The following is a 13,206-nucleotide window of genomic DNA, read 5'->3' as shown; positions in this document are numbered from 1 at the left end:
GGGATTCGAGATTCGTAGCGGCGGCTGCGATGTCGTGCCTTGGTACGAATCCCGAATCCCAAATCTCCAATCCCACGAAATGGCAGGGGCGGTAGGATTCGAACCTACGAATGCCGGGATCAAAACCCGGTGCCTTGGGCCACTTGGCGACGCCCCTGTGTGTTCACGCGTGTTTTCAGCTTCTCGCTTCGAGCGCATCGCGCAGCGGCGAGCGCGCTGCGCCGCCGGCCGCCCAGGCCCGCAGGCCGGAGGGCAGTTCCGCCAGCGCCGCCTGCGCCGATTCGCGACTCGCGAACTCGACGAAACAGCCGCTGCCGGAGCCGGTCAGGCGTGGCGAACCGATCCGCGACAGAGCGGCGAAAGCGGCCTCGACGGCGGCCTCGCGCTGACGCAGCACCGGCTCGAACGCATTCCCGAGCGGCGAACCCGAAACGAAGTCCGATATTGTCGCGGGCGCGGCATCCCGCGTCAATTCAGGGGATTGAAACAGGGCCGCGGTGGGGGCATGGACGCCGGGATCGGCGAGCACATACCAGGCCGGCGCCAGCGCGATCGGGCGCAGGTCCTCGCCCACCCCCTCGGCCCAGGCGTTATCACCGCGCACGAACACCGGCACGTCGGCGCCCAGGCGCAAGCCCAGCGCGGCCAGGCGCTCGACGCCGAGGTTGGTGCCCCAAAGCGCATCCAGGGCCACCAGCACGGTCGCCGCGTCGGACGAGCCGCCACCGAAGCCACCGCCGGCCGGAATACGCTTTTCGACGACGATGTCGGCACCTTGACTGCATTTTGACTCCACTTGCAGCAGGCGAGCGGCGCGCACGGTGAGGTCGTCGGCCTCGGCCACGCCGGCCACCGAGCCGCCGTGGCGGACCACCCGGCCGTCGCTGCGCAGGCGCAGGCGGATCGTGTCTCCCCAATCCAGGAGACGGAACACGGTTTGCAACAGGTGATACCCGTCGGCGCGGCGGCCGACGATGCGCAGGAACAGGTTCAGCTTGGCCGGGGCAGGCCAGATCGACCAGCCAGGCTCGGTGTTGGCGGCGAAGGGAAGCGGATCGGACATGGCGGGGCGCAACGGCGAGTCGGGTGAACCGGCGATCGTCAGGGACGGGGCGAGCGGGACGGATGCGCGCGCAACCAGTCGCCCAGGGCCCGGTTGTAGGCGGTGGCATAGGCCCGGGCCTGTTCGATCAGGCGTTCATGGCGCTCGCCTTCGACCACATCGCCGGTACCGGACAAGATCCGCAGGCCCTGCCGCTGGGGCTGCTCGCCCTGAGGCAGCCCCGGCGCCAGGCAGGCGAAACCGCACACGCCGATCGGGCGCCGGTCGCCTCGGGCGACGTTGCGGCGCAGGTCGGCGGCCGGATCGTTCAGATCCAGCTGCGACAGCTCGCGCTGCAGTTGCTCGGCCTGGCTCTCGGCAGCGGGCTCGGGCATGCTGGAATCGGCGTCGGCCAGCCCCTGCCACTGGTCCACGATCAAGCGCACCCGGGCACCGTCGCGGCGCGCGTCCAGCCGCGCCGGCAAGTCGCCGGTCGCCGGCCATTCGTAGCCGATCCGCCAACCGCCCTGCTCGATCGATTGCGGGCGGCCGTCGGCCTCCGGGGCGATCTGCGCCTGCGCGCCGCCGCCGGCCGGCAGCGCGCGCAGCCAGTCGGCCAAGGCCGCGACCGGGATCTCCCAGCCGGTGGCTTCGCGCAGCAACGCGGCGGCGTCGCCGCCCTCGCGCGGACCGCCGTCCAGCCCTTCCAGGCGGGCGCCGTCGGGGCCGCCGCTCAGCCGCCAGCTCTGCCGGGTCACCGGCGCGCTCAGCGCCACGTCGAAGGCGTCGCCACGTTGGTTCCATTCGATCCGGCCGCTGCCGCCCTTGCCGGCGTTGGACACGGCGATGCGGCCGCTCAACGCCCACGCGTCCTGGCCGCGCAGGCGGGCGACGCGCGCGGCCTCGCGCGCAGCGGCGTCGGCGGCCGGCACGACCTGCCCTGACGGCGGCGAACGCTTGCCCGGCGCGCTGGCGCAGGCGCCGAGCAGCAGCGCCAAGGCCGCGACACCGAACAGGCGCGCCGCAGGACGCGGCGCGGACAGAGGGGCTGCGGCGCTCATAAACCCAGCTTCTTCAGCGCGCGCAGCAGCGAGCGGTTGTCGGGATCGATCTGCTTGGCCTGATCGAAATACTTGCGCGCTTCCTCGCGCTTGCCGGTCTGCCACAGCACTTCGCCCAGGTGGGCGGCGACTTCGGCGTCCTTCTGCAGGGTCAGGGCCCGGCGCAGTTCGGTTTCGGCCTCGGCGACCCGGCCCAGGCGATACAGCACCCAGCCGTAGCTGTCGATCACCGCGTAGTTGTTCGGCTCGGCGGCACGGGCGCGCTCGATCAGCTCCAGCGCTTCTTGGTAGCGGGTGGTGCGGTCGGCCAGGGTGTAGCCGAGCGCGTTCAGCGCGGCGCTGTTGTCCGGTTCGGCGACCAGGATCCGGCGCAGATCGGCCTCGGCGCGGGCGATGTCGTCGCGGCGCTCCCAGCTCAGAGCGCGGGCGTAGAGAATTTCCGGCTCGTCCGGGAACGCCGCCAGGCCGCGGGCGAAGGCATCGCTCTCGCCGGCGTCGTTCTTGTCGTCGGCGCGCAGGTTGGCTTCCAGCAGATAAGCGTCGCGGCGCGCGTCGTCCTGGATCGCGGCGTCGGCCTGCATCGCGCGCAGGTTGGCATAGGCCTCGTCGGCGCGGTCGAGCTTGTGCAGCACGTTGCTGCTGCGCAGGCGCGCCAGCGAACGCTGCGAACCGCCCGGCACGCCCTGGTACCAGGTCAGCGCCTCTTCGTTGCGCTCCAGGAACTCGGCCAACTGCCCCAGCAACAGACGCCGCGCCGGATCGGGCTTGGCCGCGCTGGCGCGCAGCTCGTCATAGAGCCGGGTCAGGGTCGGCTTGTCTTCGGCGCGGGCCAGATAGGACGCGCGCAACGCGTAGGTCTGCTCGTCCTGCGGGCCGCGCCCGAGCACGGCGGCGACCGCCTGGAAGTCCTTCAGCGCCTCGTACTGTTCGGCGACCAGCGCGCGCAGGCTGGTGTCGCGGTCGGCCTGCGGCTCCAGGGTCTGCAGCAGCTTGCGCGCTTCGTCGGTCTTGCCGTCTTCGCGCAACTGGCTGACCCGCAGCAGGGCCACGCGCGGCTCGCCCGGAAAACGCTCGACCACTTCCTCGACGATGCGCTCGGTCAGCTTGGGCCGGTCCAGGCGCTGCGACAAGCCGCCGAAGGCGACCCAGGCCATCAGATTGCGCGGCGGGATCTTGCCGCCGTCGACGATCTTCTCCAGCACGCGCCCGGCCTGTTCCGGGTTCTTCGAGCCGGTGGTCAGCACCACCAGCACCTGGCGCCAGCCGGCCTCGGGGTCGGCGGCCATCAATTCGTTGAGCTGGCGCAGGGCCGCGCGATCGTCGCCGCGGCGCAGCGACAAAGTGGCCTCGGCCGCGGCCACCCCGCCGCCCTGGCCGCCGAGCTTGCGCCACAGCGCCAGGGCCTCGCCGGCGACCTGGTCCTGTTTGGCCAGCACGGCGATGTTGGTCGCGCGTTCGGCCAGCTCGCGGTCGCCGGCCGCGCGCGCGGCCTTGAGATAGGCCGCGGCGGCATCGTTCAGCTTGCCGGCCTGAAGGGCGAATTCGCCGCTCATCAGCGCTTCCAGCGAGGCGCCGGTCGGGTCGGCGGCGGCGCGCTCGCGGATGGTGGTCCGGGCGGCGGCCAGCGCGGCGGCGGACGGCGCCGAGGGCACGGTCGCGGCCAGCGCCGGGGCGGCGAGCAGCAGGCCGACCAGGGCGGCGCCGATGCGCCGGGCCAGCGCCGTCGCGCGCGGTGCGGGGGCGGCGTTCCTGCCGTCGCCGGCCGCGTCGCAGGCGGCGTCTATGGGACCGATCGGGAAAATCGATGCGTAGAAAACCACGTCGGGACCAGTGGGCCGGTAGAATGGCGGCCTTCAGCAGCCCGCAGCTTATCGCAAGCACCTGAACCGATGTCCCGCCGCCCTCGCCGAACGATGAAACTTTTTCGCCGCGTTGCGACGGCGATGCGCCCGGCCGGCGCGACGGTGGGAAACCGCTCGCACCGATGAGCCTGTTCGTGCTCGGGATCAACCACCAGACCGCGCCGGTCAGCCTGCGCGAACGGGTGGCGTTCTCCGGCGACGCGGTGTCGGCGGCGCTGGCCGCGCTGCGCGCTCTGGCGCCGGTGCGCGAAGTCGCGCTGCTGTCGACCTGCAACCGCACCGAGGTCTATGCGGTCGCCGACGACGACGGCGGCGCCCTGGCCGAGTGGCTGGCTACGCATCCCGACGATGCCGGCGATCTGCACGCTTATTTGTACCGTCACCGCGACGCCGATGCGGTGCGCCACCTGTTCCGGGTCGCCACCGGGCTGGACTCGCTGGTGCTCGGCGAGCCGCAGATCCTCGGCCAGGTCAAGGACGCCTGGGCGGTGGCGCGCGCCGCCGGCAGCCTCGGCAGCCAGCTCGACCGACTGTTCCAGCAAGCCTTTTCGACCGCCAAGCGCGCCCGCACCGACACCCGCATCGGCGCCAATCCCGTCTCGGTGGCTTCGGCCGCGGTACGGCTGGCGCAGGAATCCTTCGCCCGGCTGGAAGACTCGACCGTGCTGCTGATCGGCGCCGGCGAGACCATCGAGCTGGCCGCGCGCCACCTGGTCCAGGCCAAGGCCAAGCGCCTGCTGATCGCCAACCGCACCCTCGCCCACGCCCAGGACCTGGCCAGCCGCCACGGCGGCTTCGCCCTGCCGCTGAGCGAACTCGACCGCCACCTGGGGGAAGCCGACATCGTCCTGTCGGCGACCGCCAGCCGCGAACCGATCCTGCGCCGCGCCGACGTCGCCGCCGCGCGCGCGCAACGCAAGCATCGGCCGATGCTGCTGCTCGACCTGGCCGTGCCGCGCGACATCGCCGCCGACGTCGCCGACCTGGAAGACGTGTTCCTGTACACCGTCGACGATCTGGAGCGGGCGATCGAAGACAACCGCCGCAGCCGCCGCGAGGCCGCCACCGAAGCCGAGGCCATCGTCGAGCTGCAGGTCGCGCGTTTCGTCGAAACCCTCGCCGCCAGCACCCGCACCGCGCCGATCAAGCGCCTGCGCGAGCACGGCGAAGTCGCGCGCGCCGAAGTCCTGGCCAAGGCCCAGGCCCAGCTCGCCGCCGGGCAGGACCCGGCCCAGGTGCTGAACTTCCTCGCCAACACCCTGACCAACCGCCTCCTGCACGCCCCGACCGTGGCCCTGCGCGAGGCGGCACTGACCGGCAATCCGGAGCTGGCGCGGGCGGCGGACAAGATGTTTCCGGCGGTGAAGCCGGGAATGGGGAATGGGGAATGGGGAATGGATACGGCGGATTCGCCGGACGCCGACGAGCGTTAGCGTCGTTGCGCTGCTGCCGTTTCGATTCCCTATTCCCTGTTCCCCATTCCCGGCCCGCCAATGACCCCCACCCTGCGCCGCAAACTCGAAGCGCTCGTCGAACGCCGCGAAGAACTCGAGCGCCTGCTCGCCGACCCGGGCGTGATCGGCGATAGCGAGCGTTTCCGCAAGTTCTCGCGCGAGTTCGCCCAGCTCGAACCGGTGGCGCTGGCGTTGGCCGAGGAGACCCGCGCCAAGGCCGACCTGGCCGCGGCCGAGGCGATGCGTTCGGACCCGGAGCTGCGGGAGCTGGCGGAGGAGGAGATCGCCGCGGCGCAGGAGCGATTGCAGCGCCTGGACGTGGAACTGCTCGCCCACCTGATCCCCAAGGATCCGCGCGACGAAGGCGATTTGTACCTGGAGGTGCGCGCCGGCACCGGCGGCGACGAGGCGGCGATCTTCGCCGGCGATCTGTTCCGCATGTATGCGCGCTACGCCGAGCGCCAGGGCTGGAAGGTCGAGATCGAATCGACCAACCCCGGCGAGCACGGCGGCTACAAGGAAATCATCGCCCGGGTCGAAGGCCGCGGCGCCTATTCCAGGCTCAAGTTCGAGTCCGGCACCCACCGCGTGCAGCGGGTGCCGGAAACCGAGTCGCAAGGCCGCATCCACACCTCGGCGGCGACGGTGGCGATCATCGCGGTCGAGCCGGAAGGCGAGCCGATCGAGATCAACCCGGCCGACCTGAAGATCGACACCTTCCGCTCCTCCGGCGCCGGCGGCCAGCACGTCAACAAGACCGAATCGGCGATCCGCATCACCCACGTCCCGACCGGCACGGTGGTGGAGAACCAGACCGAGCGCAGCCAGCACGCCAACCGCGACAAGGCGCTCAAGCGCCTGCAGGCGATGCTCGCCGATGCCGCGGCGGCCAAGGCCGCGGCGGCGCAGGCCCAGGACCGGCGCTTGCAGGTCGGCAGCGGCGACCGCAGCCAGCGCATCCGCACCTACAACTTCCCGCAAGGCCGGATCACCGATCACCGTGTCGAAGGCCTGACCCTGTACGACCTGCCCAACATCGTCGCCGGCGATCTCGACGCGCTGATCGGCCGCCTGATCCACGAGCACCAGGCCGACGAGCTGGCGCGGCTGTCGGCCGATTGAATCCGCTCCCGCTGTAGGAGCGGCGTCCCTCCAGGGATTTCTTCCGGCCATAAGCCGCGACAACCGCAGCGACGAACGGAAGCGAACGATCCACCGCCCGGAAGATCGGTGGGTTTTCCGGCCACGCTCGCCCCCGGTCTTCTACCGCATCACTTGCGCACACCGCTGCGGTGGGTCGCGGCCAACGCCCGTGCTACAACGTCGCTGCGGATTCGCAGCCGGCGGTCATGACGCCGCACGACGGCTGCGGCCATAATCGGGCCTCCCCGATCGGACCGCCTCCCGCATGAGCCTTTCCGTCCGCCGCGCCGGCCCCGGCGACCTCGATCTGCTCGCGCCGCTGTTCGAGCGCTACCGCTGTTTCTACACCCGCCGCGAAGACGCCGGCCGCTCGCGCGACTTCATCGCCCAACGCCTGCAACGCGGCGATTCGGCGCTGTGGCTGGCGAACCTGGACGGCCGCGACGGTGCCGGCTTCGTGCAGTTGTATCCGACGTTCTCCTCGGTGCGCGCGGCGCGGGTGTGGGTGCTCAACGATCTTTACGTCGACGCCGACGCGCGCCGCCGCGGCGTCGCCCGCGCCTTGCTCGACGCGGCGGTCGAGTTCGCCCGCGCCGACGGCGCGGTACGGCTGGAACTGGAAACCGACCACGATAATCGCCAGGCCCAGGCGCTGTACGATGCCGCCGGCTGGCAACGTTACGACGGCACCCAGCGCTATCACCTGCCGCTGGCCGCGGCGTGAGCGCCGCACGGAACTCGACGCGATGAACGATCCGCGCCTGCCGCTGCGCCAGGCCTTGCAGCGAAATCCCGGCGATGCGATGGCCTGGATAGTTCTGGCCGAGCACGAACTCGACGCCGGCGACGCGCGCAGCGGCGAGACCGCCGCGCGGCGCGCGCTGGCGCTGCGGCCCGGGCATCCGGAGGCGCTGGCGCGGCTGGGCCGCGCGCAATGGATGCAGGGGCGGCGCGAGGACGCGGTCGCCAGCCTGCGCGAGGCCGCACGCGCGGCGCCGCAACATCCGGGCATCGCGGTCTGGCTGGCGCATGCGCTGGAAGACGTCGGCGACGCCGAGGGCGCGCTCGACGCCTACGGCCGCGCCTATGCGCTGGCGCCGCGCGAGCCGCAACTGGCGGCTTATCTGCTGGCCTGGCGGCGCAAACTATGCGATTGGCGCGAGCTGCCGGCGCTGTCGCGGCTGGTTCGCGAAGCGGTGGCGCAAGGCCGCGCCTCGGTCGAACCCTTCGCCTTTCTCAGCGAAGACGCCAGCGCCGCCGAGCAACGCCGCTGCGCCAGCCTGCGCGCGCAGTTGGTCGCGCAATCGGTGCGACCGCTGCCGCCGGCGCCTGCGCGCGAGGCCGCGGCGCCGGTGCGCGCCGGTTTTTTGTCCAACGGTTTCGGCGCCCATCCCACCGGCCTGCTGACGGTGGCCCTGTTCGAGGCCCTGCACCGCCGCGGCGGCCTGTCCGTGCATCTGTTCGCGCTCAACCGCGACGACGGCAGCGCGATCCGCAAGCGCCTGCACGCCGCCTCCGACGCATTGCACGACGTGTCCCAGCAGCCGCATGCGCAAATCGCCGCGACCATCCGCCGTGCCGGCATCGACGTGCTGTACGACCTGCGCGGCTGGGGCGGCGGCGGCACGCCGGAAGTGCTGGCGATGCGGCCGGCGCCGGTGCAGGTCAACTGGCTGGCCTATCCGGGCACTTCGGGCGCGCCGTGGATCGACTATGTGCTCGCCGATCGCTACGTGCTGCCCGAATCCCTGGCCGCCGACTTCAGCGAAACCCCGGCCTGGCTGCCGCGTTGCTTCCAGCCCTCCGACACCCGCCGCGTGCCGGCCCCGGCGCCGACGCGCGCCGAGTGCGGCCTGCCGGACACGGGCGTGGTGTTCTGCTGTTTCAACAACAGCTACAAGTTGAACCCGCGCAGCGTCGCGCGCCTGTTGGCGGTGCTGCGCGCCGTGCCCGGCAGCCTGCTGTGGCTGCTGTCGGGCCCAGGCCGCGCCGACCAGCGCCTGCGCGAATTCGCCGCGGCCGAAGGCGTGGCCGCGGAGCGGTTGGTGTTCATGCCCAAGCAACCGCAGGCCGAGTACCTGGCCCGGCTCGGCCACGCCGACCTGTTCCTCGACACCGGTCCCTACAACGCCCACACCACCGCCTCCGATGCGATCTGGGCCGGCTGCCCGGTGCTGACCGCGCCCGGCGCGACCTTCGCCGCGCGCGTCGCCGGCAGCCTCAACCACCACCTCGGCCTGGACTCGCTCAACGTCGCCGACGATGCCGCCTTCGTCGAACGCGCCGCCGCGCTGGGCAACGACCCCGCCGCACTGGCCGCATTGCGCGCCGAGCTGGCCGCGCGCCGCGCCGACAGCGGCCTGTTCGACATGGACGGCTTCGCGGTCGACTTCGCCGCGATGACCCTTGCGCTGGCGCGGCGCCAGCGCAAGGGCCTGGCGCCGGCGCCGCTGCAGGGGCCGGAGCGCTGACCCGCGCGGCCCACTTCGCCGCCTGCGTTTTGCGCTAGGCTGCGCGCATGACCGCCGAACGCGATTTCATTCCCCTGAATCTGTGCGTGTTGACCGTGTCGGACACGCGCACCCTGGCCGAAGACAGCTCCGGCGACTATCTGGTGCAATCGCTGAGCGACGCCGGCCACCGCCTGGCCGAGCGCGCGCTGTTGCCCGACGACCGCTACCGGATGCGCGCGGTCGTCTCGCAGTGGATCGCCGATCCAGCGGTCGACGGCATCCTGGTCACCGGCGGCACCGGCTTCACCGGTCGCGATTCGACTCCGGAAGCGCTGCTGCCGTTGCTGGACAAGGAGATGCCGGGTTTCGGCGAGCTGTTCCGCGCGATCAGCTTCGATGAGATCGGCACCTCGACCCTGCAATCGCGCGCGTTCGCCGGCCTGGCCAACGCCACCTTCCTGTTCTGCCTGCCGGGGTCGACCTCGGCCTGCCGCACCGCCTGGGACAAGATCGTCCGCGCTCAGCTCGACGCGCGTACCAAGCCGTGCAATCTCGCCACCCTGCGTCCGCGCCTGAAGGAGTGATCGGCATGTCGTTGGACACGACCTTGCGTTTGCTGGCCAAGGCCAGCGGCCTCAGCGTCGCCGACCTGGCCACCGCGATACCGCGCGCCGGCGCGGCGACGGTCAGCGCCTGGCTGCGCGGCGAGAAACTGCCCGGCAAGGATCAGCTCGATGCGCTCGCGCGCGCCTTCGGCGTGCCGGCCGGCGCCCTGCTGGCCGAACTGGCCAGCACCCTGGACCCGGCCCGCACCCAGGGCGAACACGATCTGCTCGCCGCCTACCGCGCGCTCAACTCGCGCCAGCAAGGCGCCCTGCTCGAGGTCGCCGCCGGCATGGCCGGCACCCGCCGCAGCGCGCCGCCGCGCACGCCGCGCAAACGCGCAAGCAAGAAGGCCGCCCGATGAGCAAGCCGCTCAAGCGCAAGGAATACGAAGCCCAGCTCGAACCTTTGCAGCTGGAGCTGGTGGCGATGGCGCGCTGGCTGCAGCACAGCGGCCGGCGCGTGGCGGTGCTGCTGGAAGGCCGCGACACTGCCGGCAAGGGCGGCGTGGTCGGCGCCCTGTCCGACCACCTCAACCCGCGCCAGTGCCGCATCGTCGCGCTGTCCAAGCCCAGCGAACGCGAGAGCGGGCAGTGGTATTTCCAGCGCTACGTGCCGCATCTGCCGGCCGCCGGCGAGATCGTCCTGTTCGATCGCAGTTGGTACAACCGCGCCGGCGTCGAACGGGTAATGGGCTTCGCCACGCCGGAGCAGGTCCAGGCCTTCCTGCGCCAGGCGCCGGCGTTCGAGAAGTTGCTGACCGACGACGGCATCCTGCTGTTCAAGTATTGGCTGTGCTGCGACCAGGAACAGCAGGAGCAGCGCTTCGCCGAACGCCTGGAAGACCCGCTCAAGCGCTGGAAGCTGTCGCCGATCGACTTGGGCGCGCGGAAGCACTACGACGATTACACCCAGGCGCGCGAAGCCATGCTCGAAGCGACCCACACCGCGCATGCGCCGTGGACCCTGGTCGATTTCAACGATCAACGCCAAGGCCGGCTGAGCCTGATCCGCGATCTGCTCTCGCGCTTGCCGGATACCAAGATCGAACCGGCGCCGCTGAAGTTCCCCAAGCTCAAGGGCAAGCCGTCGACGGAACGCTACGGGGTGGTGCAGCCGATCCCGGCGACCGGCAACAAGCGCAAGAAGACCGATTGACGCCGCCCTTATGTAGGAGCGGCGTGAGCCGCGACCAACCGAAGAGATGTGCGAAAGCGCGTTCCCCCCGAAGCCCGGATCTGCGGCCGCGCGTCGGCGAATCCAAAGCCCGCATCCGGTCTTCCGCCGAAACGCTGGCGTACACCGCTGCGGTTGGTCGCGGCTCACGCCGCTCCTACAGGAAGGCGGACAACGCGAGAAACCGGTTATCAGCCCGACGGCTGCGGCCCGTCGCCCTGCGAACGCCGGAACGGGTGGAACAGTTGCAACAGCCAGGGCTTCTGCGCCAGCACCAGGCTGACGCCGACCCGCTCCTGCGCGCTCAGGGCCGCGTCGCGCGCCAGCAGCGCGTCGAACTCGCGCGCCACTTCGCCCAGGCGCTGCTTGAGTTCGCGGATGCCGGCGATGCTCAGCGAGCCGCTGAGCAGCAACAGCACGTCCTGCTCGCCGTCGAAGGGGTCGGCGAAAAAGTCGCCGAGCAGATGGTGGCGGAAATAGCGTTCCATCGGGCCGTCCGCGCGCCAACGGAAGTTGCGTGCGGTCAGCGGCCGGCCGCGGTTGCCGGGCATCAGCTCGATGATGCCGAGCCGGTCCAGGCGCACCATCAGCTGGGTCCAGCGCACGTCGTCGAAGACGAAATGCGCCTGCACGTCGGCCTGCTTCCAGCGGTTCAGAGTCAGGAACAGCGCCACCAGTAGCGCCGGGTCGTCGACCAGGGCCTGTTCCTGCGCCTCGCTGAGCATGGCCATCGGCGCGCGGCCGCGCCCGGCCTCGGCGCTGAGTTCGGCCAGGCCGATGTCGAGCACTTCGCAGATCTGCTCCAGGCGGCGCAGGCTCATCGCCCGGCGCGAGAACATGCGCTTGACCGCCGCCTCGCTGAGCTTGAGCCGGCCGGCCAGGTCGCGATAGGTCAGCTCCTGCGCGCGCAGGAACCGCTTGAGGGCATCGACGAGTTCGAGGGTAAGCGCCATGGGTAGCAAAATACGCTACTGACGATGGAAATCCGAGCCACCTTGTCGATGATTGTTGCCAGTCGCCGCGGGGCGTCCGAGTCTGGCCACGGTCCCGAACGAGGTGGCGCGAGTGCCAAGGATTGCCGACCGTCTGCTTCCCCTGGTTCTGGCCGTTTCGGCCGCCGCTGGCCCGCTGGCAGGGACGCCAGCCTTTGCGGCGGTGCAGTCCGACGGCCTGAGCCGTCAGTCCGAGGCCAGTCTGGCGGCCTCGGTGGACGTCCCGGCCGCCGCGGCGCAGGCCTTGTCGCAAGGGGCGCGCTTCTCGGTCGCGGCGATCGAAGCCAGCGCCCAGGGCGCCGCGGTCACGGTCTCGGCCGCCGCCGCAGGCACCTCGATCGTGATCGCCTTGTCGGCGCAGCAGGCCGCACGGCTAGGCCTCAAGGTCGGCCAAGCGGTGGTGGTGACCGTGGTCGCCTCCGGCTGGCTGATCGGCACCGTCGCCGGCGAGGCGCTGTGCTTCGTCCCCAACGAGCGCGCCCGCGCGCTGATGCACAGCGAGCGCATGGGCTCATGAGCGCCGCCCTCCGCCCTCGCGTACTGCGCGCCCTGCTGTGGGCCGCCTCATTGACCTTGCCACTGCATCCGCTCGCCGCCGCGGCCGGCACCGGCTGCGAGCACCGCAGCCTCGGCGCGGACAAGCTCGCCGCCGCGGCGCAAACCGCCCTGACCGTCGCCGACGCGCTGGAGCGGCGCGATGCGCCCCTGGCCCTGGTGGCGCGGGTCGGCACCGACCTGTCGGCGCAGGGCTTGGTCTACAGCCATATCGGCTTCGTGGTCCGCGACCATCGCGCCGGGCGCTGGACCGCGGTGCATCTGCTCAACGAGTGCGGCAGCGATCGCTCCGGCCTGTACACCCAGGGGCTGGTGAATTTCTTCGCCGACGACCTGGTCAACCAGGACGCGCGCATCGTCTGGCTGGAGCAGGCACTCGCGCAGCGCCTGGCCAATCGCCTGCGTGCGCTGCCGCAGCAATCGCTGCATCAACCGCATTACAACCTGATCGCTCGCCCGGGCAGCGCCGCGTACCAGAACTCCACCGCCTGGGTGCTGGAAACCGTGGGCGCATCCTTGAACGAAGGCGTTTCCGGCGCCGGCCGCGGCCCGGCCTATCGCGCCGCCGAGCGCGACGGTTTTCGTCCCGACCGGGTGCGCATCCCCTATTCCAAACGCGTGCTGGGCGGTCTGTTCGGCAGCAATATCGCTTTCACCGACCACCCGGTGAGCACGCGGCTGGGCGGCGACTATCCGGTGGTGACGGTGCGCGCGATCGTCGAGTACCTGGTACGCAGCGGACGGGTGCAGGCGCAACAGGAGTGGCGCGGCGGGTATGAAATGGAGCGGCTGGGGGCGTTGTGATCGGTGGGCCGGTGCCTGATCGCGCAGGCGGCAGCCCAGCGTCCCGACCCTTTTTCAAAGA

At 71.2% G+C, this 13,206-nt stretch carries 13 protein-coding genes and 1 tRNA gene; 9 read left to right on the top strand and 5 right to left on the bottom strand.

The genetic code is table 11. The features are described 5' to 3' along the window. Window positions 1–80: 80 nt before the first annotated feature. The 4 genes from V2J18_RS05570 to V2J18_RS05555 all read right to left on the bottom strand — a co-directional run bounded on the left by V2J18_RS05570 (window position 81) and on the right by V2J18_RS05555 (window position 3,755). A tRNA-Gln gene (locus V2J18_RS05570) sits at window positions 81–157 on the bottom strand. 18 nt (window positions 158–175) lie between these two features. After that, on the bottom strand, window positions 176–1,063 hold the full coding sequence (gene ispE, locus V2J18_RS05565; RefSeq protein WP_336131283.1) for a 4-(cytidine 5'-diphospho)-2-C-methyl-D-erythritol kinase: 888 nt from the start codon (window positions 1,061–1,063) through the stop codon (window positions 176–178). Window positions 1,064–1,101: 38 nt separating this feature from the next. After that, window positions 1,102–2,103, bottom strand: a complete 1,002-nt coding sequence (gene lolB, locus V2J18_RS05560) for a lipoprotein insertase outer membrane protein LolB (RefSeq protein WP_075575044.1) — start codon at window positions 2,101–2,103, stop codon at window positions 1,102–1,104. After that, a complete protein-coding gene (locus V2J18_RS05555; RefSeq protein ID WP_425606099.1) occupies window positions 2,100–3,755 on the bottom strand; it encodes a tetratricopeptide repeat protein in 1,656 nt (551 codons plus the stop codon). The genes lolB and V2J18_RS05555 overlap by 4 nt, the downstream gene beginning before the upstream one ends. A 332-nt stretch (window positions 3,756–4,087) precedes the next feature. Here V2J18_RS05555 and hemA point away from each other — a divergent pair, with 332 nt between their 5' ends. From hemA to ppk2, 7 genes are all read left to right on the top strand, one after another. Next, window positions 4,088–5,398, top strand: a complete 1,311-nt coding sequence (gene hemA / locus V2J18_RS05550; protein ID WP_064747329.1) for a glutamyl-tRNA reductase — start codon at window positions 4,088–4,090, stop codon at window positions 5,396–5,398. Window positions 5,399–5,458: 60 nt separating this feature from the next. Beyond that, a complete protein-coding gene (prfA, locus tag V2J18_RS05545) occupies window positions 5,459–6,541 on the top strand; it encodes a peptide chain release factor 1 (protein WP_064747331.1) in 1,083 nt (360 codons plus the stop codon). Between the two features lie 286 nt (window positions 6,542–6,827). Further along, window positions 6,828–7,286 (top strand): GNAT family N-acetyltransferase, encoded by a 459-nt coding sequence (locus V2J18_RS05540; RefSeq protein WP_064747332.1) that lies wholly within the window; start codon window positions 6,828–6,830, stop codon window positions 7,284–7,286. Window positions 7,287–7,308: 22 nt separating this feature from the next. After that, window positions 7,309–9,033, top strand: a complete 1,725-nt coding sequence (locus V2J18_RS05535) for an O-linked N-acetylglucosamine transferase, SPINDLY family protein (protein WP_336131282.1) — start codon at window positions 7,309–7,311, stop codon at window positions 9,031–9,033. Between the two features lie 47 nt (window positions 9,034–9,080). Further along, complete coding sequence (gene moaB, locus V2J18_RS05530) at window positions 9,081–9,599, top strand: molybdenum cofactor biosynthesis protein B (protein ID WP_064747336.1); 519 nt, start codon at window positions 9,081–9,083, stop codon at window positions 9,597–9,599. 5 nt (window positions 9,600–9,604) lie between these two features. Continuing rightward, window positions 9,605–9,982, top strand: coding sequence for a helix-turn-helix domain-containing protein (locus tag V2J18_RS05525; RefSeq protein WP_064747357.1), 378 nt, complete (start codon window positions 9,605–9,607; stop codon window positions 9,980–9,982). After that, window positions 9,979–10,776 (top strand): polyphosphate kinase 2, encoded by a 798-nt coding sequence (ppk2, locus tag V2J18_RS05520; RefSeq protein ID WP_064747338.1) that lies wholly within the window; start codon window positions 9,979–9,981, stop codon window positions 10,774–10,776. The genes V2J18_RS05525 and ppk2 overlap by 4 nt, the downstream gene beginning before the upstream one ends. A gap of 209 nt (window positions 10,777–10,985) precedes the next feature. On the opposite strand, the gene V2J18_RS05515 is transcribed toward ppk2, so the two are convergent. Continuing rightward, on the bottom strand, window positions 10,986–11,747 hold the full coding sequence (locus V2J18_RS05515) for a helix-turn-helix domain-containing protein (RefSeq protein WP_064747340.1): 762 nt from the start codon (window positions 11,745–11,747) through the stop codon (window positions 10,986–10,988). Between the two features lie 202 nt (window positions 11,748–11,949). Between V2J18_RS05515 and V2J18_RS05510 the strand changes: the two genes are divergently transcribed. Together V2J18_RS05510 and V2J18_RS05505 are read left to right on the top strand one after the other, a co-directional pair. After that, entirely contained in the window at window positions 11,950–12,303 is a 354-nt protein-coding gene (locus V2J18_RS05510) for a hypothetical protein (protein WP_064747342.1), read from the top strand. After that, window positions 12,300–13,145: a DUF2145 domain-containing protein gene (locus tag V2J18_RS05505; protein ID WP_064747343.1), complete on the top strand. Its 846-nt coding sequence runs from the start codon at window positions 12,300–12,302 to the stop codon at window positions 13,143–13,145. The genes V2J18_RS05510 and V2J18_RS05505 overlap by 4 nt, the downstream gene beginning before the upstream one ends. Window positions 13,146–13,206 lie beyond the last annotated feature (61 nt).

The sequence above is a fragment of the Lysobacter firmicutimachus genome (assembly GCF_037027445.1).
Taxonomy (GTDB): domain Bacteria; phylum Pseudomonadota; class Gammaproteobacteria; order Xanthomonadales; family Xanthomonadaceae; genus Lysobacter; species Lysobacter firmicutimachus.
The sequence above is the reverse complement of the archived record's forward strand: the minus strand, read 5'-3'. Positions and strand labels throughout refer to the sequence as shown.